The following is a 22,378-nucleotide window of genomic DNA, read 5'->3' as shown; positions in this document are numbered from 1 at the left end:
AGTGTTTAGTGCTTTTTTTGAAATTTTTCTGTATATATAAATTTTCCAAAATCAAAAGCATTTTTAAGGAATTTATTTTCTATTAATTCAAAGCTGGTGTTGATTGATTTTTCTATAAAAATATCTGTCTTTTCAAAAGATTCAGACGTATCATCTAACCAAAATTTTATAGTTGCCAGCAACTGAATCCAAGCGGCATAACTAATTGCATTTGTTTGTATTTTTTCTAAACCGTCGATCGGTAAAATACTTTCAGATAATTCTAAACTATCTACAAATAATAAAAAACTTTTCTTTAAAGTACTGAGTGTCTTATATGATTTTAGTTGATTTTTACATCCTTTTAAAACCACTTCTACATAAGCTCTATTGAGCGTTAAGTTTTCAAAAAATGTGAAATAAAGACTTAATAATTTATTTTTTCCATCAAAAGAAATAAATTCTTCGCTTTCATTTAATACTTCTAAAGAATTTTTAAAAAGTTCATTAAAAATAGTTTTTTCTACTTTCTTTAAGGACTTAAAATGTTGGTAAAAATTATGTTCGTCTAAATGGACTTGCTCACAAAAATCTTCAACATCCAATGGTTTTATTTTCTGTTCGGAAACCAAATCCATGTAAAGAGTAAGAATGTCTATTTTGGAACTATTTTTCTGTTTATTCATGTTAGAGTATTATGCAACAAAAATACGAAACCTTTTGTGGTTCAAAGAAAAACAAGCTGTATAAAAACAAAAAACCAAGTTAAAATTTAACTTGGTTTTTCTTTAAAATAAGGGGGAGTGTTATGCAAATATTTTGCTAAATCTTTTTTTACCCTTTACAAAATGATCTTTATACATCTCTAAGGTGTCTAAAATTAAATTTTGCTGATTATCTAATAATTGAACACCACCTTTTAAAGCTTTTTCTGTTACTTTTTGCCATTGACTTGCGATGGTTATGGTTTCTGAAACGATTTCTTCTGTAGTGTGTAAAGCATACTCATTTGCGTCTGCCATTGTTTTTTTTGCAGTGTGCATGGCTGTGTTTACTTTATCTGTGATTTTCTTGGTTTCTATTTTTTTTGTTTTCATGATTGTATTTTTTAATAATTGAATTTTTTATTTTTTCTCCCAATTTTTAACAGCTTCCATATCTCCTTCTAAAGCTAGTGTTGCTTGCGCTTTCCAACCTGCTAAATCATATATTTTCGCATTGATTCCGGCATCATTTAGTAACTTAGTTAAATCTTCAATTGTCATTTTTGCAATTTGATCATAAGCCGTAATATTTAAATCATTTAATGATTTTTCTAAAACTGGGCCAACTCCTTTAATCACTTTTAAATTGTCTTTAACTTCTGTTTTAGGAACTTGAATTGTTTCTTCGATTGTTTCTTCGATTGTTTCTTCAGTTGTTTCTGCCGTTACTGCTGCTTTTTGTGGTGCTTCCTCTGCTTGATCCGCAATGATTGCTTCTTTTTCTGCAGGCATTTCTTCTTTTTTAACTGCCTTCTTTTTATTAGATTTTTTAGCTTTCTTAGTTTTTTTTGACTTTTTTTCCTTTTTAGGTGCTTTTTTATCTAATTTTTCATTGATAGAATCTAATGCGTCTTCTGCATAATCTTCTAGTTTTTCTTTTGCTTCGTCAAGGGTAGAAGAAATATTCTTTTTTAGTTTTTTAGACATTTTTTCTGCCTTCTTCACTAATTTATTACTTGATACTTCTTTTTCAAATTTCTCTTTCATTTCTTCAGCTTTTTCAACTAAAGGATTTTCAGTAACCATTTTCTTAGCATTATCTAGCATTTTTGGATCATAACCTACCAATGTTTTTAAGCGCTCCGTGCTGTTTTCTAACTGACCTTTAATAGATTCGGCAGTATCCACAACCATTTTTATTTGGTGTTTGGTTAAGGGTTCTGTCTTTTTTACTAATTTGGCAGTTAGTTTTTGCCATTTTTCACCTGTTTTTACAGTACTTTCAATTGCATTGAAAGAAGCATCAATTAAATCGCTATTAATTTTTTTAACGATTGCTTTTGCTTTTCCTAATGTATCTTCTTTTTTTGATTTCGACTTTTTAGTTGCCATAATATATAGTGTTTTTTAAATTATTTAATTTTAATAGTACAAACTTACAACATGCAAGTTGCAAATGAGTTACAAGTTAGTTTTTGCTAAAAAAACCGAAAGTTTTATGCAGACTTTTCGAAATATTTTTTTTATTTTTTTCTAATGTATTAAAGATGTTTTCTTGTTGCTTTTCAGAAAAGTTCAATGTCTTTTTTATCGATTTTGATGTAAATTTTTGTAATTATTCTACTTTATCAATGCTTTTAAGAACTACTTTTTCAGTGGTTTCTAAGGCCATTTGATTCATTTTTAATGCGTTGTTTTTTATGTGCTGTTTTGTAATTGTTTTCATCTTTTTTGACTTTTTTTTTGAATTATGATACAAACATAAGAAACAGCAGTTGCAGATGGGTTGCAATACTGAATTGGTATAAATTCCTTTTGAAAGGAACACAACTTTAAAATGAACTTTGTAATAGGATTAATTGTACGTATTGATGATATTGCTTATAAATTGAATCTATATTTTCTTCATATACAATAAGGAGTGAGACTATAGTATATGCGTTACAGTTTTGTTCTTTACTGAAATATAACGGACATAAAAACGAATTTAGTCAGCCATTTTAAGGTCTTTAGAGGTCTTTAGAGGTCTTTTGGAGGTTCATCATTTAAAACTTTAAAGATCTTTTTTATTGAATCGCCTCTATATGCTTCAAAAGTTTTTTTGTTTCTGGCAAAGGAGAAATTCCATATTCTTCTTCTAAAATAACTTCACACTTCATATAAGTTTTTATGGCTTGTGGTCTGTTGCCTTTTGCAATGTATGCTTTCATTTGTATTCGATAAGCATCTTCCCAAGCAGCGTCAATTGCGAGTGCTTTTTGCGCTAAACGGATGCTTTCTAACGGATTTTTATCAATCAGAATTTCTGCCAACGTAATATAAGCTCCTAAAATTAACAGTTGTGTTTTTTCTCGTTCCTCGGATGTCCAATCTTCATAAATTCTATTGGGTAAATAAGAACCTTTGTATAAATTGATGGCTGTTTTATAGGCTATTTTTGCAATTTCATGATTATTTGTATATGTTTCATTACCAATAATGATATATTTTTCTAAAACTTCTACATCAATCCATACTTTTTCTAAATCAATTTGATAACTAACACCTTGTCTTAAAATATACATAGGTTCAGTTCTAGAAGCTCTTTCTGGTTCTAATGTCTTGTTAATACCGTGCAAGGCAACTTTAAAATCACGATCATTCCAATCTTCCCATAAACCATCCATAATTTTTTCTTTATGAAGTGCATTTCTTTGTCTGTTGGAAACAAAATATTGTAATAATTGTATGGTTTTATCTCGTCCCCATTCTTTGCTGTCTATTTTTTGTTGATGTCTCCAAACACAAAAATTACCTAACGTTTCAATGCGAATTTGTGCATTTTCTTGAAAGATTTGTAAGTCTTTTAATTGTTGAAGGAAATTAGACATAGTATTACTACTTTTTATTGAGAGTATCCATTTTTGTAGAAAGTTTTTTAATTTCCGTGGATAGGCTTTCTATTTGATGCTGAATTTTATTAAAATCTGATCTTGAGGCATTTCTCCATTCGTTGATATGTACTTTTTCTGAAATCTCTTCACTAAAAACACTTATTTTATCCTGAATTTCATCTTGTAAATGTGTAAATTGTTTTTTGGGGTCTTTCAGTGTATCTCTCAAAACTTTTGGTCCTACATCTTTTATGGTTTTCCACATAGAAAGACTTTTATCAATAATGCTCTCTTGTTTTTCTGATGTTTCGTGCTCGGTTGCGGCTTCGGTTAATGCAGCTAATTTAGTTTGCATAAAATTTAGCGCATCATTAAAATCTGAAAACCGTTTTTCATCGCCCTCTTGTACATGAGAAATTTTGCCACGCCATTGAATTTTAGATTCGCCATTTTCTTCAAATATTTGTTGATGAAAACGAACCATAAAAGAGGCTGTTTGTTCTTGTTTTTTTGTCATGATTTTATTTTATCCTGGTTCTTGTTCAGAACCTATTTCGTATCTTATTAAGCCTTTAAATGCATCGCTAACCGTGTTACCTTCGTATAAAACTTTATAAATTTCTTTTGATATTGGCATATCAACCTTATAGTCTTTTGCCAATTCCATGACTACTTTAGCCGTTTTTACACCTTCGGCAACTTCATTCATCTCTTCAATAATTTGCTCTAAACTTTTTCCGCGTCCTAATTGAAAACCAACATGATGATTTCTACTTTTGGCGCTAGAACAAGTGGCCACTAAATCGCCCATTCCTGCTAATCCGGAAAACGTGCTTTTTTTACCGCCCATAGCAATGCCTAGTCTTGTTAATTCAGCCAATCCTCTTGTAATAATGGCAGCTCGCGTATTATCACCTGCATCAGCACCATCGCCCATTCCTGTTGCAATTGCGATAATGTTTTTTAACGCACCTCCTAATTCACAACCAATAACATCAGAATTTGTATACACTCGAAATAAACCTGAGCTAAAAACAGCTTGTAATTCGGTTGCAATGGTTTTGTCTACCATAGCAATTACGGCAGCAGCGGCATTTCCAAAATGAATTTCTTTTGCTAAATTAGGACCTGTTAAAACCCCTGCAGGATGTCCTGGCATTATTTCATTCACAATTTCTGTCATCCGCATTTTAGAACTAATTTCTAATCCTTTTGCCAAATTAATAATAGGAACCCAGGGCCTAATATGTGGTTTAGCTTCTTCTAAAACTTTTCTAAAACTTTGAGCAGGAACTCCCATGACAATTACATCTGCCTCTTTAACCGTTTCTTTAATGGAGTTTGATGCCTTTAAAGAAGGGGTTAGTTTTGCGTTGGGCAAATACTTTTCGTTGGTATGCTGTTCGTTGATTTCTTTGACAGTATGTGCATCTCTAGCCCAAATTATGGTCGAACTATTTTTTGCTGTTAAAGACGCTACTGTTGTTCCCCAAGAACCACCTCCTAATAATCCAACTTTTAGTTTCATACGTATCGTTTTATTAATTTTCTAATTCTTTTACAAATAAGTTTCTTACTTTTTCAACATAAGAATTTAGATGTTTTGGTCTCCATTCTGAGGTATCAACAGGGTCTAAAACAACCACTTCTATATGGGTAGGTTTAAATATTTTACTGCCTTTTGGCATCGCCATGTAAGCATTTTTAATAACGATTGGTACAATGGGTACTCCGGCTTTCATGGCTAAATGAAAGGCGCCTTTTTTAAACTCACCCAATTTTTTACTGCCACTTCTGGTGCCTTCTGGAGCAATGGCAACAGAAGTACCGTTTTTAAGAATTTCAGTAGCATTTTTCATAGATGCTAGGGCTTTATTTTTGTTTGATCGATCAATAAAAATTGCTCCCATGGCTTTGAATACTGGACCGAAAGGAGTCATTTCTAATTCTTTTTTAGCAATTCCTGTAACGTCTTTTCTTAATAATTTTAAAATAATAAAAAAGTCGGCAGAAGATTGATGGTTAAAGCAAAAAACTGCGGGTCTATGGTCTTTTAAATTGTGTTTTCCTTTGATATTAATATCTAAACCGGCTAATTTAGTACCTAAATCTCCAATGCTTGAGATGGTTGTATTTACCCCTTCTTTATGAGACATGGATAAGACACCTTTAAGAATGCCTTTTAATGCAGATGGGTACAAACTAGCAGCAGCTAAACCGGTTCTTAACCCGTTAACTAGAGGTTTTCTTGTGTTTTCTTTAAAACGAAGAATTGGCCAATTGTTTTCGAACGCTAGTTGAGAGAGCTTATTATCAGGATTTGTGGCAATAGGTTTTCCAATAATTTCTAACAAAGGATAATCATCGATACTATCCGTGTAAAAGAAACTTTTAGAAAGGTCAATAGTATTTGATTTTGCAAAGGTACGTCCGGCTCTTGCTTTTCCTTCCGACCAACACATTTCTGAAATAACGCCTGTAAATTTTCCTTTCTGCACTTCCATTTCGGTACAGAAAATGTTTTTAATTCCTAATGCATTGGCAACGGGTGTAACTTGATACCGAGTGGCTGCAGAAATAATAACCACTTGATGTCCTTTTTCTAAATGCGATGCAATTAATGTTCTTGATTCGGGGTAAATTGTGGAAGCCAAATGTTCTTGATAAATTTCTTCTCCTAAATCTATAAATTGCTTTTCTTTAATGCCTTTTACGCCCAAAGCGGATATTTTAGTAAGCGTCTCAAAATCTCTATTACCAATAGCATAGGCAACAACAGTGGCAAATTGAGAGAGTAATTCTTGTGGCGTCGATTTGCCGCTTAATAAACGAGATTTAATAAACTGTTTTGCAGAAAAATCATTAATAATTGTTCTGTCTAAGTCGAAAAAAGCAGCAATATGTGGTCCTTCTTCATCTTTTGAGATTTCTGTAGAAATACTTTCTAATTCTGCACCCGGAACCATTTCATTTTTATCAGAATTTTCATTGACATTTTTTTTGACTCTGACCAATTCTAATTTTTGTAAAAAGTAAAGACGCTCGGTTAGGTTGTCTAATAAATGCATCCAAACATCTAATTCTTTAAAATCGATTTTTTTATCAATAGGTGTAAGTTTACTATTTTTTGCCAATCGTAAAGCGCTTACTAAAAAGGGTTTAGAAACGCTGTCTACTCTGCTAATTCTATTTTGCCAATGCAATTCTTTTCCTTTAAAAAGACAAAGTTCTATAAATTCGCTGTCCGAAAATTCATCCTCTAAATCCCAAGTACTTAAGGTGTGGCACACTACTTTGTTAGATTCTAGGTAAATAAGCAACAATCCTTTAGAAACAAATAATTCTTGTTTTAATAATAAGTTTTCAATATCTCCTTCCGGATCACTTATAATAGCCCTCCAGTTTTTATCAAATAAATTTAATTCTGCTTCAATTTCAGAGCTAAATTGGGGTTTGTTCGTGTAGAAAAATTCGAATTTAAATAGATTTCTTAAACGCATTATTTCCTCCCAAAAAGATAAAATTCTATTGGTTTTTTTATCTTTAATTTTCACCAAAGCCATTTCTATAAACGCTCTATGATACAAATGTGCAGCAGCCATATTTGCATAATAAGTTGCTGATAAAAATTCTGCTGGCGCCAAACTATATTGGGTTTTATAACCTGCTTTATTTTTTTGAACAATGCCAGAGCTTTTTAATAAGTTTAAAGCTTTTTGAACGGAGGCGCTAATACTTTTTCCACGCTCAATTAAAACATCTTTTTTTCGTTGCTCAATGTAATTCATCAATTTAATGACGTCAGTTTCAATCTCTTTTTTAGTCAGTGCAAAATTGTTGAGCAACACGTTGCAAACTAAAGAAACGGTCGTTACAGGCGTAATCATATTGGCTTTATGAATCAATTCAAAAGCAAAACGAGGTAAAGTGTTTTTATCAGAATAACTATCTTCTTCAATATCTGGAATAATAGCATTTTGATGTTCGCCAGGCTCCACAGGTTCTCCAAAACGGATGGCGGCTTTACCATATTCATGTCCTAATTTTTTAAAATAGTTTAAAAAAGCCTTGATGTCTTCAGATTTTTTCTCTTTTCCTTTGCCTTCTTCCGTCATTTGTTTTACATCAGGAATTAGATCATAAACAATAGAAACAGGTACATATTTTATATTTCTAGTGCTTTCTTGTGCACCTTTCATGATGTATTTTAAAATCCCCATTTGCGGATACACAATCTTACCTGTTCTTGAACGAGTTCCCTCGATATTCCAGGTTAAATGATCGCCATTTTCTATGATACAAGAAATATAATGTCTTAAAGCGGTCTTGTATACCAGATCATCTTTAAAACTTCTTCGGATAAAAATTAAACCTGAGTTTTTTCCTAATTGTTTAAATCCAGGAAACGCCAAATTAATACCACCAAAAGTATACGGAATTGGCATTCCGTAGCGTGCTAAAGTAGTTACTAAAACAACTGTATCTAAATAGGTTTTGTGCGTTAAAATAAATGCAACTGAATTTTGTCGCATTAATTTCATGAGCTTTTTTATTTCTTGCGGATCAATATCTATCTTGTTATTGTACGCTTTAGACATCATAAATTGAAACCCTTTTATAGATAACATATTTGCAATGGGATGCTGTTGCGAATACAATTCTGAAATGCATGCTGCACCTTCTTTTTGAACATCCAAAACATCCAATGAATGCTCTTGGGCAATCGATGCTAATTCTTCTTGAAATTTAGGATTGTCTATAATATTTTTTAAATTATGCTCCATACTTCATTAAAAAAAGGTTTGTAAATTTTGAAAATCCTTTTTGCTCCCAGAATTCTGGAAAAAATAAAGATTCGATTTTTGGTATAAATCCTTGAGGTTTTTTGCCCGTAATATTTGCATTTAATGAATTGGCAACCGTTAATAAAACGGATGCATTTGCACCCATACCACAATGACTACCAAAAACTTCTATATTTTGAATGTCATTTCTAAGTGTTTCAGCTTCCATACAGTGTTTCCAAGGTAATAAACCATCAGTTTTTGTATAAATGCAGGTGATAGGAACTTCAGGAATCATTTCTAGTTCTTTTAAAAACTTTGCATTTCTTTCTTTTAGATGTTTACCACGTAAAAATTCTAAAATTTTTATGAGTGGTGTTTTCATGTTTTTTACACCCCAAACAGGAGATCCAATGGTAACCAATTGTTCTACTTTTTCAGGATATCTATTGGCTATTATTTTTGCAAAAATACCACCACCACTCCAGCCAACTAGACTCACTTTTTCTTGGTGTTTTTCGTAAATATCGTCTAATTTCTCAATGAGTTTAGGCAAAGATTTTGAATTTATGGTATTAACTCCTAAATCCCATTTATAGGTTTTAAAGCCTACGGATTTTAAATATTTTCTAACAAATGTTGTAGATAAATCGTTTCCAAGATAAGGAGGCATTAATAAAACAGGTCTATTTTTACTAGCTTTATGTTTTGGTATAATGGGATAAATACTAAAAATTGACATCCATTCAATAATAGATCTTCCTTCTAAAACCATATTAAAAAGTGGGGGAGCGTCTATTCTTCTATTAATGACCTCCACAAAATCTACGAATTTTTTTAATACCTTTTCTGATACTTCATTAGTTCCTTTTTTTCGAGTAGGAATGTCATTTATGCGACTAAGCACAATCTCTAAGGTTATATAATCTCTATCGGGGCCAAAATCTTCACAAACAGAAATACAATCATATAATAGAGTGTTCACATTCTTCTCATTCAATTCTTTATCATCTATAAGCCCAATAATCATTTTTTCAAAAGGATGATTTTCAAATTTCTGGATGACCACTTTTTTTGCTTCTGACAAATCCATGCCTTTCGATAAAACTACTTTGAGGGCTAACTCCGTAAAAGTTTTATATAATGTTTTGTTTTTTTCCATTTTAGTTTAAGCTTGAATTGTTTTTTGTAACCAATTTAAAACATCTTTTTCAACTTCTTTTTTATTCACTTCGTTCAGCATTTCATGTCTGCCACCTTCATATAATTTTAAAGTAAGGTTTTTAATGCCTGCTTTTTTATAGTTTGCTGCCACCTTTTTCACGCCTTTTCCCATTTCTCCTACAGGATCTTTATCACCAGAAAAAATATAAATAGGTAAATCTTGAGGGGTATTTTTAAAAGTTAAGGGTGTATTTACTTTTTTACTTCCTTTTAAAATATCTAAAAAAACACTCAAAGAAAAATCTTCAATTCTTAAAGGATCCGCTTCAAATAGATCTACTTCATATTCATCTCTACTAATCCAATCTACTCTGGTTCTATTGGGTTTAAATTTTTTATTAAATTGATTAAAAAACAGATTTTTTAAAATTTCGTTACTTCTATGTCTTCCATTTAATTTGCTGAAAAATTGAGCACTTACTAAACCAATGGCTCCTGTACCTCTAAAAAAACTAGCAGTTCCAGATAAAATTAAAGCGGCTACATCTTCTCCATACATCGTAACATATTCTCTACTTAATAAGGAACCCATGCTATGACCAAAAAGGATTATTTTTTTATTCGGATGCTCTTTTTTGATAATTGCTGTTAACTTTCGCATATCAGCAATAGCATCAGAAAAATAATCATCACCATCATAAAAACCCAAATGATCTTCATTTTTTGCAGATAATCCATGAATGCGATGATCATTTGCATATACTTCATATCCTTTTTTTTGAAGGAGTTTAGCCATAGATTGATATCTACCGGCATGCTCTCCAACACCATGAGAAATTTGAACAAGTCCTTTTAAAGATTTCTTTTTATTGGCAGGCCATTTGTAATAAAAAATAGTTTCACCATCAAAAGATTGATATGTATTCGTTTCAAAACTCATTAATTATTTTCAAGAAATTTTGTGAATAATTTTAAGAATTTATCCGAGTTCTTTTTAGTTCCTGTAATCTTTATTCTTCCTTGAATGATCACCTCATCTAACAGCAATTTCTTTTGGTAAAGGTTGTTTAAATTTTCGTCTTTAATTTCTATTTTTACGAAAGGCTTTGTTGTTTTTTTCTTTCTAATACTGGTTGTTTCTTCTGAAATATCAAGTTGATAATTTACGACACTATCTCCTGCATTTAATTGAAAATCATACAAACCAATATGTTGTTTTCGTATAATTTCATCTTCATTTATATACTTTTTTAAGGCATTAAAAAATGTGGTGCTCTTCATTTGTTGCACTTTAGCAGTGTTTTTTTGTTGTCCTCGTTCTATAATAACTTTCTCTAATTCGTTGGCAGATTCTCTTATATATCTAGAAAATTTATCGGCATCTGGCATCGTGCGCGCATCTGAAGTGGTGGTTAAAGAAACCAAACCATTGTAACTAAAAGCTGCAATAATCAAGCCAAAACCATCTAAAACAGGAGTTAAACCAAATATGGATAGAATTTTATGACCTCTTAAATATAAAGGTTTTTGTGGTCCGGGAACGTTTGTAATCGTTACATTAAAAGGAGGTCTGTGAAATTCCTTAATATTGTATTTGCTATATAAGCCAGCGGCTAAATTTGCCAAACCAAAAGGCACCGCATCCGCCATTTTAGAAAGAGCTTTTGCACCCACAGCTTTGTGTTTTGTTTTACCTACGTTGGTTTGTTCTTGAATGTATTCTAAACGCTCAATAGGATCTTTTATATGCGTTGCAATTCTAACAAACATGTTAGAAATCTGATTATTCATAGATTGGTTATCATCTTTTTTACGAATAGAAATCGGCACATTTGCTACTAAAGGTTGCACTGGTAATTTTTCTCTTTCTTCTAAATATTTTCGAATTCCTCCTGCGCAAATGGCTAAAATTATATCGTTAATACTAACGTTCATCATTTTACGAAGGGTGTTAATTCTTTCGAAAGATAAAATAGCGGTACCCCAGGTTCTTTTTGGTGAAACGGATTTATTGAAAATTGTATTGGGAACAGAATACTTGCTTCTAGAAATTGATTTTTTAGTATTTAATTTCCATTTTACCTGTCCTTTAAGAAACGAAAAAGCCGTGTTACCAATTAATTTTGGGGCTTTTAAAGGATCTTTAAAAAATGCTTGTGAACTTCTAAATAACAGACTTAGTTCATCGGGCAATGCTTCTGGCTCAAAAGGTTTTGGTTTTGCTATTTCCTTGTCTTTATCCTCAATGCTTTTATCAAACAAAAGTCCCATTATTCCTACTCCAGAACTGCCATCGATCATTACATGATGTACTTTTGTAACAATGGCTACAGATCCTTTTGGTACTTGAGAAACAGCATCTAAACCTTCAATAAAACTAATAGACCACAAGGGTCTTCTTAAATCTAAAGAATTGCTAAAAATTGATGAGGTCATCTCTCTTAATGTACTCCAGTCTGAAGGATCGGGTAGTTTGAGCCTATTAATGTGTAAATCAATATCAAAGTTAGGATCATCAACCCAATACGGATAATCTAAATTCATGGGCACATTTAAAAGGCGTTTTCTAAATTTCGGAATTAAATGAAGTTTAGAGGCAACGATGTCTTTAAAATCTTCAAATTTTAAAGCCCCATCTACAATGGTTAAGGTTGCTATATGCATGGGACTTGTTGGAGATTCTGCATATAAAAAGGCAGCATCTTGCCCAGATATTTGTTGCACAGAATCGTCTAAAGTTCCTTGTAAAATATCTTTTATAACTTTCTTGGGCATGAATTTCTAATTTTATGTATTCAAATTGAGTAAAAATTATAGATACAGTAAAGTTTTATCAATAATTTTAGTAACTCTGCAAGATAAATAAAATTAGTTAGATTGCATAAGGCTGAAACTTAGTTTTTAATAGTTTTATTTAGATATAAATAAGCATGTTTTTAAGAAGCATTCCTGAGCATAATTTTCAATCTGTCATCAAATAAAAATTTCAAGAATTCATTTTGTGTAAACTTCAAACATGCTATCAGCGGAAAAAAGGTGTGTATTATAAAAATAAAGTTGAGAGGTTATGGAATCATAACTTCTAAAAAAACGGGCAAATGATCTGAGATGAATCTTGCATTATATAGATTTGTACATCCATTTACAAAGTCGATAATCCCTGAATTTACCCGTTTCATTTTATGACTATTAAAGTAAATATTATCTATCGGATGATTCAAATATTGACCATTTTTGCACTTTCGTTTTAAGGTTGTTGCAGTATTTTTGATAGCGGGTTGGAATCCTTTTTTATATAAAGGATTCCAAACATTATGTTTTTCATTCAGGTTAAAATCACCTAGAATTATAAAAGCATCTGTGTTTAATTTTTTAGGATATTTCTTAAAATAAGCAATTTCCATTTCTGGATTTTTACTGTAAACCCGTGCATGAATATTGATAAAATAAAATACTTTTTTATTTTTTTTGATTTCAAATTGCGCCAAATAAGGTTCTCTTTCGATAACATTTTCTAAACTAGCATCTAGAGCAGCTTTTTTTAAAAGCTTTAATTTTGAAGTTTTCCAAATAAAAGCATAACGTTCACTGATATAACTAGAGGGACTTTTAGTGGGGTTGCTGATTGTATAATCCCATTTATTTCCTAACCTATTTAAGGCATCTGCTATTCTAGCTACAGCTTGCGCACCTGCGGGATCTTTAGCTGTAATTTCTTGAATACCAACAATATCATAGTTTTTGATGATTTGAGCCATTGTATGTATTTCTTGGTTGTTTTTGGTTCTTCCGAGGTTTTGAATATTCCATGTCAGAATTTTTAAATCACTTTTATATTTCTGATAATGTACTTTTTTCTGATGATCTACTTTTACGTAATTTTTCTCCTTTTCAATTTTTGTATAAGAGAAATAGTTAAAATTAAAAAGGACTAATAATACTGTTAAAAATAAATTTTTGATCATGGAAATTCTATGTTGTTAGGATTAAAAAAATATCTTTAAAAAGAAGAAACACATTTATAACAATTCAAAGCACGTTTAATGATTGTAAGAAATATACACCATTGAAAATTCATTCAGGATTACATTTTTTATAAATTCTATGCCATTAAGAGCATCAGAGTAACCAAGCTTAATTTATATAGTTTGCTTTTATTTGCCACCTTTTTTTTAAAATGCTCGATAAAAGAAAGGGATATTTTTGGTTGCCTTATTTTAAATGGTTTTTTAAAAATCTTGTTGCACGTTTCATGTTAATTTAGATTTATTACGCCTTGTAAATAAATTGAATTATTTTTTGATAAATTGAAATTAAAAAAGAACTAGCGCAGCTTTCGTTACGGTTATTTTTTAAAAATAGTAAGCAAAAAAGAAATGATTTATTGTGGCATTATAGGTCTAAAATGGAATAAATGCGCAATATACATGGATTAAATATCTTTATTTTGCGGGTTTCCATATTTTGGAAAATATATTTTAAAATTTTTAATGAAACCATAGCTTGGATGCTCCATTAGGTGCGTGCTTTTGGTAAAAGAAAAAAGTCTCAAAAAAAAATATTTTTTTGAGACTTTTAAAAAGAAGAGCCGATGGAGGGACTCGAACCCACGACCTGCTGATTACAAATCAGCTGCTCTAGCCAGCTGAGCTACATCGGCTTTTATTTAAGGTGTGCAAATAAAATATAAAAATTGAAGTTGAGCAAATTAAAAACGACTTATTTTTAAACAATAAGGCAGAAATTATTTCACAGCCTCTTTGTATACTTTTAAACAGCGTTCTCGAGCAAATTTATGATCAACAATTTCCTTACAATAAGTGAATTCTTGAAATTCTGGAACCCATTTTTTAATGTATTCTAAACTTTTATCAAACTTTTGAATTTGTGTAGTAGGATTAAAAATTCTAAAATAAGGAGATGCATCCACACCTGTGCCTGCCACCCATTGCCAATTACCAACGTTACTAGATTGCTCATAATCGTGTAATTTTTCTGCAAAATAAGCTTCTCCCCATCTCCAGTCAATTAAAAGGTGTTTGCAAAGAAAACTACCTACCAACATTCTAACCCTATTGTGCATAAAACCAGTTTGGTTTAATTCTCTCATACCCGCATCTACTAAAGGATATCCTGTTTTTCCTTGGCACCAAGCTTTAAACTCTTGTTCATTATTTCTCCATATAATTCTATCATATTGAGGTTTAAAACTGTTTTTTGTGGTATACGGAAAATGCCATAAAATTTGCATGAAAAATTCACGCCAAATAAGTTCTTTTAAAAAAGTGATATTGTTGCTTTTCGAAGCTTTATCTACCATTTCTCGAACACTAACGGTCCCAAATCTTAAATGCGTACCTAATTTTGATGTAGCATCTTTTGCTGGGAAATTTCTGGTTTCTTCGTATGCATTAATCAGTTTCGGAGAAACGGTGTAAGATGCTACCTTTATCGAAGATTCCGTAAAACCAATTTCTTCTAAAGTTAAAATAGGATGAGGCTCATTTTTAATAAAATTCTCTAAATTATCTTCCGAAGGATAAAATTGAATTCCTTTAAATTGAAACGCTTCTATCCATTTTTTTGAAAACGGAGTATATACTTTATAGGCAGTTCCATCTTTTTTTACAATTTCATTTCTTTCAAAAATTACCTGATCTTTATAGGTTTTGAAAATTATTTTTTTTGAGGTTAAAAATTCTTTAATTTCCAGATCTCTTTGAATGGCATAGGGTTCGTAATCATGATTTGTGAAAACAGTTTCTATGTGGTATTTTTTTGATAATTCATTAAAAATGTTCAGGGGCTTTCCATGAAAAATTGAGATGCCACTATTGATGTGTAAAAGTTGTTTGTGTATGTTTTCTAATTCTTGATGCAGAAAAGTAACTCTAGCATCATCTTTTGGAAGTTTGTTTAGAATGTCTTCATCAAAAATAAAAATAGGAAGTACATTTTTATCTGAAGTTAATGCATGATATAAACCACAATTATCATGTAAGCGCAGATCTCGTCTAAACCAAAAAATATTTATAGTAATTTTCATAGTTTTTATTTTTTAGTTTGCTGGTTGTATATAATGATGCCGCAAATTAACAGCTTAAAAAATCTTTTTAAAGATTTAAATTCGTGAACCTGTGGCAAAATATAAGATTTTTAATTACTTTTTGTATGCTCCAAAAAGTGCTTCTAGTTTTGTTTGCCTGTAAGCAAAGATTTCTTCTAATTTAGGTTTTACTAAAAAAGGATGCACCATTTGCCCAAAAATTCCTAAGGGCACTTTGTAATCGATAATGTCTTCCATTTCTACGCCACCCTCAATTTCTTTGATAAAATGCTTATGATGCCAAAGGGCATAAGGACCATACATCTGCTCATCAACAAAATATTTTTTATCTTCTATGTGTGTAATTTCTGAAACCCATTTTGTTTTAATTCCGAGTAAGGGAGTCACAATATATTGAATAATCTGACCTGTATAAAGAGGTCTATCAATCGTGGAAACGATATCAAAACTCATATAATCGGGTGTAATTATTTTTAAATTTTTTGGATTTGATAAAAATTCCCAAGCTTGGTCTAATGTGATGGGTAATTTTTGCGATTTATGAAGTGTGTATATTTTCATTTTAATTATGCACTAAAATATAGAGATTTAAAGAGGTTGCAATGCACAACCAAAACATGTAGGGTATTAATAAATACTTGTAATTGCTAACGTTATGACTCCATTTAAAGAAGTATATAAATAGGAGTGAAGTCAATAAAGTAATACCAATCAACCCCAATAAAACGAAGTGTTGATTAAAGAAAAGATAGTTCCAACTGACATTTAATATAAACTGAATTAGAAAAATAATTTTCATTTTTTTCGTATTCTCTACACTAAATAGTTTTGTTAAATAGATAGAAAAACAAATCATAATCAACGTCCAAGCCGCACCAAAAACCCAACCTGGCGGTGTCCAAGGAGCTTTGTTTAAATTGATGTACCAATCTGTCATCGGGCCATTTTGCATTAGCCAATTTCCAATGGCTAATCCTCCAAAATTAATAATGAGAAATAGAACAATGAGTTTTCCATTTTTCATAACTACGTTATGATTTGTTTAAAGCCTCAATTTTTTTTAAAATATTGTCGGCTTCTAAATATTTCTGATCACTATCGCTTCTATTAATAGATTGGAGTTTAAAACCTTCTTCCATTAATTTTTTATATTTTTCTTGAAGTTTTTCTACTTCAGATTTCTTTTTAAATAGACCAAACATTTGTTTTATTTTAAGTGTTTTGTAATTTTAGAACTTAGTGGTTTTGTAATTGAAAAGTAATAATCAATTAATTTTCCTTCAGGAGAAACCAAATATTTTTGAAAGTTCCATTTTACGGACGAACTTTTTTTATTGTTGAAACTCTTAGAAGTTAACCAAGTATATAAAGGATGTTGATTTTGCCCTTTAACATCCACTTTTTCTGTGATTAAGAAAGAAACTCCGTAATTTACTTGACAAAATTCTTCAATTTCATCAGAAGTCCCAGGTTCTTGTTTTCCGAATTGATTGCAAGGAACGCCAATAACGACTAGCGTATCTTTATAGGTTTTATGCAATGTTTCTAACTCTTTGTACTGCGGTGTAAAACCACATTTAGAAGCCACATTTACAAATAGTAAGTATTTATTTTTATAGTCTGATAAATCAATAGCTTTACCCTGTAAGCTATTGATTTTTATATCGTAAAGATTTGTCATTGGTAAAATTTTAGTTAAATTTTAAAACTTACAATTCCGCAATCTAGTTCAAAAATTTGACCTGAAATTGATGCAGCTTTATCAGATATTAAAAAAGTAGCCATGTCTGCAACTTCTTCAGGTTGTAAGTATTTTTTTAAAGGATGACGTTCTGTGATATTTTCTATCATTCTATCATTCCTTAATAATTTAGATGCTAAATCGGTATTTGTTACCGTAGGAGCAATGGCATTAACACGGATTGAAGGTGCTAATTCTGCGCCTAAAGATTTTGTAAGTCCTTCAACTGCAGATTTTGCAGCGGCAACACTTGCATGAAAAGGCATTCCTAATTTTGCCGCAACGGTACTAAATAATATTACAGAGGGCTTATTCCCTTTTTTAAGAGAAGGTAAAAAATGTTGTATTGCTTTTACAGCACCAATTACATTAATTTCGAAGTCGTTTCTGAAATCTTCTAGTTTTAATCTTGCAATTGGTTTTAAATTAATACTTCCTGGGCAATAAATAAGACTGTCTATTTCTTCTATTTGAGGTAAATCATCTAGAAGAATGTCTAAAGAAAAATGAGTAAGATTTTGATGAGGTTCTAAAGTATCTGATCTACTGATGTTGATTACTTTATTTTCCTCGATTAAAGATGTTATAATTGCTTTACCAATTCCTTTACTACCTCCTATTACTACTATTTTCTTCATATTTGTGTTTATCGTCTTCCTTTCAAGCGTTTTTCAATTTTTTGCTTTACAGCAGTTAAACGCTTCATTTGATCCATAATTTCTGGATCTTTTTCTAATTTATATACTTCATTTAGCTCTAAAATTAGAGCTTTTACTTCTCTAGATGCTAAAATTCTATCACTCGTTGTTTTAAATGAAAATTTTCTATGTTCAAATTCCAACGCTCTTTCTAATAATTCCATTCTTTATTTCTCTATTTTTTCTAATTTTCGAATATAATTATAAAAGTTAGAATTCCAAGAAAAATATGCATATATTATGCAGTGAGTGGTTTTCCCTTTAAACGCTTTTCAATTCGTTGTTTTATAACGGTTAAACGCTTCATGATGTCCATGATTTTAGCATCTTTATTTTTTTTATAGATTTCATTTAAACTTAAAATCAATTCTTTTGCTTCTCTAGCAGCCATAATACGATCGCTAGTGGTTGGAAATCTCTTTTTTCTAGTCTCAAACTCTAATGCCCTATTTACTAATTCCATACTTTAATTTTTTGGCGTTATTTATAATTATATATTTTTCTTCTTTATGTGGATCTTTGTTTTTAGATTACCGTTTAGAAATAGCGTTGTTCGATATTGATTTTTGCCTTGAACATTTAAATCTTCCTTTTTCAAAAGTTCTTAGTTTTTCATGTTTTGTTTTTCTTCCTTGTACTCGTTCTCTCCACATTCTAAAGCTGCTGCGCTTCATTTCTTTTCTCATCAAATCGATGACTTCTTGCTCTTTTAAACCAAATTGAAACTGAATCGATTCGAAAGTGGTTCTGTCTTCCCAAGCCATTTCTATAATTCTATCTACAGCGATACTATCTAATTTCTCCATAAATAAATTTAATTTAAAGCGTCATAAAATGAATAGTTGGTTTCATTCTCTATTTTTAAATCTAATAGTTTGTCGAGAAACTTTTTGTTTTCTTTCAGTAATTTATTCGCTTTAAATCTAACAAAGTTTCCTTGACCGTGAATACTGTATCCGTTGGTTTTATAGATATGCAGTTGATAAAAAGGTAGTGCCCAACTATAATTTTTTAATCCTTTTGTAATATGAACGATAATCCCTTTTTTTCTGATTTCTATATTACCATAATTAATATCAGAAACACTATTTAAAATATTTTTAAAACCAGGGCTAACATCCTCAATTACCATTCTTTTAGAGCCAACTCCTTTCATCTTTATAGCTTCTATAAAAGAGTAAGATTCACCTACTAAGTCAGTAATGGTGACTTTGGCATCTTTGTTTGCGTGTGTTGTGTTAAAAATCATATTCAAAGATACAAAAAAGAAATTTTGTTTAGCTTATCTGTTATAAGTATAAACAATAATTAACAAAAGATTATGAGATACATCAATGAGCGTTAAGTGGCAGCAATACTATTCGTTTCTTAACATTTTATTCCTGTCAGAAATTGTATGCTTGTTTAAGATTCTTTTATTTTCTAAAAGCACCTCAGGATCTTGTCTCATTTTGTAGAGAATATCGCTTGCTTTCTTTCGCGTTAACTTAATATCTACAATAGGCTTTGGGTAATCTGTACCTAATTCAAAATTGCTAAACTGCTGATCTAGCGGAGTCATTAAATAGGGTTCATGAATGAATGGTGTAGAAAGTTGTGCCAATTCAGGAACCCATTTTTTGATAAAAGTAGCATCGGCATCATGCTCAATACTGTTTTTTGTAGGATTGTAAATTCTGATGTTATTAATACCCGTTTCGGCTGCTTGCATTTGCATTTGCGGAAAATGAATACCAGGTTCAAAATCTAAAAAATTTTGTGATAAATGATGGGTAGCATCTTGCCAAGGTTGCCATAAAATATGAGTAAAAAAGGAAACTAACATCGAACGCATTCTAAAGTTTAAGTAGCCTGTTTCATTTAAACAGCGCATACTCGCATCTACTAAAGGGAAACCGGTTTGCCCTTCTTTCCAAGCTATTTGATATTTTTTAGAAACACTTTTTTTTAGCTTATGGTAACCTTTATTTACGCTTGCTTCTTCCATGGTGTGCTCCATTTCAAACTTTTGAATAAAATGGGCTTGCCAGCGCAATCTCGAAATAAAAGCACCTAAATGTCTTTTATTTGAATCATTTTTATAGGCCAATGCTTTTTGAAAAACTTGACGAATAGAAATGTTTCCCCAGGCTATATAAGGCGATAATCTACTAGAACTTTCTCGAGACAGCGCTGGTTTAGAAATGTGAAACATATAATTTTGATGCCGTGTTTCAAAAAAACTATTGGCATATTTCCATGCCATTTTAGTTCCTCCTTTTTGAAAAATCTTATCTTTAGTTGTTTCTAAATCCGTTACAAAAAAGGCTCTTTCTAGTTTTTTAATTTCATCAATAGACAAAAAGTTTTGGCTTTCTAATCGATATTCAAAAGGAGTTTGATACATGTATTCATCCCATTTATCAAACCAATCATTTCTATTTAATAAACCTCTTAGCACTCCGTTATTATTGTTTTCTATCCAATTTATTGAATTGTTTCTACAATATCTTGTAAAATCTTTATCTCGGGTGTATGTAATTAATAATCCTGTTTCTTGATGCGAAAAAACCGTATCAATTTTATAATAGTTCAAGAGTTGATTACACGTTGTTACCACTTCTGATGTTACACACAATACTTTTGTGTTAAACTCTATTAAATCTTCATTTAAATCTTTGATAGATTGTTTTATAAAGTTCCAATGACGCTCTGAATAATGAGGATCGGCAAGTAAAGATTTCTCAAAAACATATAAAAATAAGGTGCGTTTGTTTGTTTTTAAGGCATTAAAAATCGCCTCATTATCTTGTAAACGTAGATCTCGTTTTAACCAAATTATATTTATTTCTTCGTTAATATTCATCTATATTTTTTATAATATGATTCGCTTTTTCTTTGATTTTACTTCTATCTTCGGATGACATTTTGTTGAGTAGACTGTACATCATTTTCATTCTAAAATTCGATGCTAATTTTTCTTTCTTTTCATCTAAAAAGTTCCAATACAACGTATTAAACGGACAAGAATCATCCTCGAATTTTGTTTTTTTATTGTATTTGCATCCATCACAATAATTACTCATTTTATGGATGTAACTTCCACTAGAAACATACGGTTTTGTAGCAATTTTACCGCCATCTGCAAACTGACTCATACCTCTGGTATTAGGCAGCTGCACCCATTCTATGGCATCCACATAAATGCCTAAATACCAGGCATCAATCTCATCAGGATTTACTTGCGCTAACAAGGCAAAATTACCCGTAATCATCAAACGTTGAATGTGATGCGCATAGCCATTATCCAAAGAATTATGAATGGCATTTTTTATGCAATTCATTTTTGTGTTGCCGGTCCAAAAGAAATCAGGGAGCTTATTCTTATTGTCTAAGAAATTTTCTTGTTTATAAGAGGGCATCAACATCCAATACATGCCGCGCATATATTCGCGCCAACCAATAATTTGTCTTATAAAACCTTCTACTTGAGAGATGTCGATTTCATCTTTACGCGCTCTATATGTTTTTAAAGTTGCAGCTATAATTTCTTTCGGAGAAATCATTTTGGTGTTCATGGCGAAAGATAATTTGGAATGGAATAAATACCAATTATCGGTATGCATGGCATCTTGAAAATCGCCAAAATGAATTAATAAATGTTCACAGAAATATGCTAATTGCTCTAAAGACTGTTTTCTAGAAATAGGGTATTCAAAATATTTTGGATTGATTTTCCCGATTGATTGTACTCCAGATTTTTCAAGTTCAACAACAATTTCTGATACATCATTATCGAAGTTTTTTGGAGGTGGAATAAACGTATCTCCTTTCCATTTTTTACGGTTGCTTGCATCAAAATTCCATTTGCCACCCTCAGGTTGCTCAGAAATCATTAAAATCTGATGTTTTTTGCGCATATCTCGATAAAAATTTTCCATTAGAAAAGTTTTCTTTCCTTTGAAAAAAGTTTTTAAATCGTCTCTTTTGGTATAAAAATGTTGGGTTGAAAAGGGTTCAGATGCAATGTTTAAATTCTTGCAATAATCTTTTAATTGGGTATCTAAGCGATATTCATCGGGCAATTGATATTCAAACTTGTTAACACCCTGTTCTTTGATAATTTTAGAGAGATTATCCGTTAAGCTTTGTGTATTGTTTTCATCGTTTAAACGAACATAAAAAACAGCATGATTATTACTTTTTAATTCTTCTGCAAAATTTCTCATGGCAGCAAAAAAGCCAGCGATTTTCTGAATATGATGGGTTACATAATCTGTTTCTTGTCGCATTTCAAAAAAACAATACAAAATGTTGTCATCGACTTTTTGATACCAAGAATGTTGACTATTTAATTGATCTCCTAAAACTAATCGTAACTTTTTCATT

General features: G+C 31.0%; 23 protein-coding genes and 1 tRNA gene. All 24 read right to left on the bottom strand.

Annotated elements, in window-relative coordinates:
• Positions 1 to 5: 5 nt before the first annotated feature.
• The 24 genes from K8354_RS09440 to K8354_RS09325 all read right to left on the bottom strand — a co-directional run bounded on the left by K8354_RS09440 (position 6) and on the right by K8354_RS09325 (position 22,377).
• On the bottom strand, positions 6 to 665 hold the full coding sequence (locus K8354_RS09440) for a TetR family transcriptional regulator C-terminal domain-containing protein (RefSeq protein WP_223439111.1): 660 nt from the start codon (positions 663 to 665) through the stop codon (positions 6 to 8).
• Positions 666 to 785: 120 nt separating this feature from the next.
• Complete coding sequence (locus K8354_RS09435) at positions 786 to 1,076, bottom strand: hypothetical protein (protein ID WP_223439108.1); 291 nt, start codon at positions 1,074 to 1,076, stop codon at positions 786 to 788.
• 27 nt (positions 1,077 to 1,103) lie between these two features.
• A complete protein-coding gene (locus K8354_RS09430; protein ID WP_223439107.1) occupies positions 1,104 to 2,075 on the bottom strand; it encodes a helix-hairpin-helix domain-containing protein in 972 nt (323 codons plus the stop codon).
• Between the two features lie 674 nt (positions 2,076 to 2,749).
• Entirely contained in the window at positions 2,750 to 3,553 is an 804-nt protein-coding gene (locus tag K8354_RS09425; protein WP_223439105.1) for an AfsR/SARP family transcriptional regulator, read from the bottom strand.
• Between the two features lie 7 nt (positions 3,554 to 3,560).
• Positions 3,561 to 4,073: a hypothetical protein gene (locus K8354_RS09420; RefSeq protein ID WP_223439103.1), complete on the bottom strand. Its 513-nt coding sequence runs from the start codon at positions 4,071 to 4,073 to the stop codon at positions 3,561 to 3,563.
• A gap of 9 nt (positions 4,074 to 4,082) precedes the next feature.
• Positions 4,083 to 5,084, bottom strand: coding sequence for an NAD(P)H-dependent glycerol-3-phosphate dehydrogenase (locus tag K8354_RS09415; RefSeq protein WP_223439101.1), 1,002 nt, complete (start codon positions 5,082 to 5,084; stop codon positions 4,083 to 4,085).
• Between the two features lie 13 nt (positions 5,085 to 5,097).
• The gene (locus K8354_RS09410; protein WP_223439099.1) at positions 5,098 to 8,340 is read right to left on the bottom strand and encodes an HAD-IB family hydrolase; all 3,243 of its coding nucleotides are present in this window, start codon (positions 8,338 to 8,340) and stop codon (positions 5,098 to 5,100) included.
• Positions 8,330 to 9,502, bottom strand: a complete 1,173-nt coding sequence (locus K8354_RS09405) for an alpha/beta fold hydrolase (RefSeq protein WP_223439097.1) — start codon at positions 9,500 to 9,502, stop codon at positions 8,330 to 8,332. Before K8354_RS09405 ends, K8354_RS09410 begins: the two co-directional genes overlap by 11 nt.
• A gap of 6 nt (positions 9,503 to 9,508) precedes the next feature.
• Positions 9,509 to 10,444 carry an alpha/beta hydrolase gene (locus K8354_RS09400; protein WP_223439095.1) on the bottom strand — a complete coding sequence of 312 codons (936 nt, stop codon included), beginning with the start codon at positions 10,442 to 10,444 and terminating at the stop codon, positions 9,509 to 9,511.
• Positions 10,444 to 12,279 (bottom strand): WS/DGAT/MGAT family O-acyltransferase, encoded by a 1,836-nt coding sequence (locus K8354_RS09395; protein ID WP_223447571.1) that lies wholly within the window; start codon positions 12,277 to 12,279, stop codon positions 10,444 to 10,446. Before K8354_RS09395 ends, K8354_RS09400 begins: the two co-directional genes overlap by 1 nt.
• A gap of 290 nt (positions 12,280 to 12,569) precedes the next feature.
• The gene (locus K8354_RS09390) at positions 12,570 to 13,469 is read right to left on the bottom strand and encodes an endonuclease/exonuclease/phosphatase family protein (RefSeq protein WP_223447569.1); all 900 of its coding nucleotides are present in this window, start codon (positions 13,467 to 13,469) and stop codon (positions 12,570 to 12,572) included.
• Positions 13,470 to 14,090: 621 nt separating this feature from the next.
• Positions 14,091 to 14,164: transfer RNA gene (locus K8354_RS09385), tRNA-Thr, on the bottom strand.
• An 84-nt stretch (positions 14,165 to 14,248) separates the two neighbouring features.
• The gene (locus tag K8354_RS09380; RefSeq protein ID WP_223447567.1) at positions 14,249 to 15,550 is read right to left on the bottom strand and encodes a cryptochrome/photolyase family protein; all 1,302 of its coding nucleotides are present in this window, start codon (positions 15,548 to 15,550) and stop codon (positions 14,249 to 14,251) included.
• Positions 15,551 to 15,664: 114 nt separating this feature from the next.
• Positions 15,665 to 16,132, bottom strand: a complete 468-nt coding sequence (locus tag K8354_RS09375) for an SRPBCC family protein (RefSeq protein ID WP_223447565.1) — start codon at positions 16,130 to 16,132, stop codon at positions 15,665 to 15,667.
• 1 nt (position 16,133) lies between these two features.
• Positions 16,134 to 16,595 (bottom strand): TspO/MBR family protein, encoded by a 462-nt coding sequence (locus tag K8354_RS09370; RefSeq protein ID WP_223447564.1) that lies wholly within the window; start codon positions 16,593 to 16,595, stop codon positions 16,134 to 16,136.
• A gap of 7 nt (positions 16,596 to 16,602) precedes the next feature.
• Positions 16,603 to 16,773 carry a Lacal_2735 family protein gene (locus K8354_RS09365; protein ID WP_223447562.1) on the bottom strand — a complete coding sequence of 57 codons (171 nt, stop codon included), beginning with the start codon at positions 16,771 to 16,773 and terminating at the stop codon, positions 16,603 to 16,605.
• 5 nt (positions 16,774 to 16,778) lie between these two features.
• The gene (locus tag K8354_RS09360) at positions 16,779 to 17,252 is read right to left on the bottom strand and encodes a glutathione peroxidase (protein ID WP_223447560.1); all 474 of its coding nucleotides are present in this window, start codon (positions 17,250 to 17,252) and stop codon (positions 16,779 to 16,781) included.
• Positions 17,253 to 17,266: 14 nt separating this feature from the next.
• Positions 17,267 to 17,950, bottom strand: coding sequence for an SDR family NAD(P)-dependent oxidoreductase (locus tag K8354_RS09355; RefSeq protein WP_223447558.1), 684 nt, complete (start codon positions 17,948 to 17,950; stop codon positions 17,267 to 17,269).
• 8 nt (positions 17,951 to 17,958) lie between these two features.
• Positions 17,959 to 18,174: a hypothetical protein gene (locus K8354_RS09350; protein WP_223447557.1), complete on the bottom strand. Its 216-nt coding sequence runs from the start codon at positions 18,172 to 18,174 to the stop codon at positions 17,959 to 17,961.
• 74 nt (positions 18,175 to 18,248) lie between these two features.
• Positions 18,249 to 18,473 (bottom strand): hypothetical protein, encoded by a 225-nt coding sequence (locus K8354_RS09345; RefSeq protein WP_223447555.1) that lies wholly within the window; start codon positions 18,471 to 18,473, stop codon positions 18,249 to 18,251.
• Positions 18,474 to 18,540: 67 nt separating this feature from the next.
• Positions 18,541 to 18,816 (bottom strand): TIGR03643 family protein, encoded by a 276-nt coding sequence (locus K8354_RS09340; RefSeq protein ID WP_223447553.1) that lies wholly within the window; start codon positions 18,814 to 18,816, stop codon positions 18,541 to 18,543.
• An 8-nt stretch (positions 18,817 to 18,824) separates the two neighbouring features.
• Positions 18,825 to 19,259: a hypothetical protein gene (locus K8354_RS09335; protein WP_223447550.1), complete on the bottom strand. Its 435-nt coding sequence runs from the start codon at positions 19,257 to 19,259 to the stop codon at positions 18,825 to 18,827.
• A 108-nt stretch (positions 19,260 to 19,367) separates the two neighbouring features.
• Positions 19,368 to 20,855: a cryptochrome/deoxyribodipyrimidine photo-lyase family protein gene (locus K8354_RS09330; protein ID WP_223447548.1), complete on the bottom strand. Its 1,488-nt coding sequence runs from the start codon at positions 20,853 to 20,855 to the stop codon at positions 19,368 to 19,370.
• Positions 20,845 to 22,377, bottom strand: coding sequence for a cryptochrome/photolyase family protein (locus K8354_RS09325; protein WP_223447545.1), 1,533 nt, complete (start codon positions 22,375 to 22,377; stop codon positions 20,845 to 20,847). Before K8354_RS09325 ends, K8354_RS09330 begins: the two co-directional genes overlap by 11 nt.
• Position 22,378 lies beyond the last annotated feature (1 nt).

The sequence above is a fragment of the Polaribacter litorisediminis genome (genome assembly GCF_019968605.1).
GTDB lineage: Bacteria > Bacteroidota > Bacteroidia > Flavobacteriales > Flavobacteriaceae > Polaribacter > Polaribacter litorisediminis.
The sequence above is the reverse complement of the archived record's forward strand: the minus strand, read 5'-3'. Positions and strand labels throughout refer to the sequence as shown.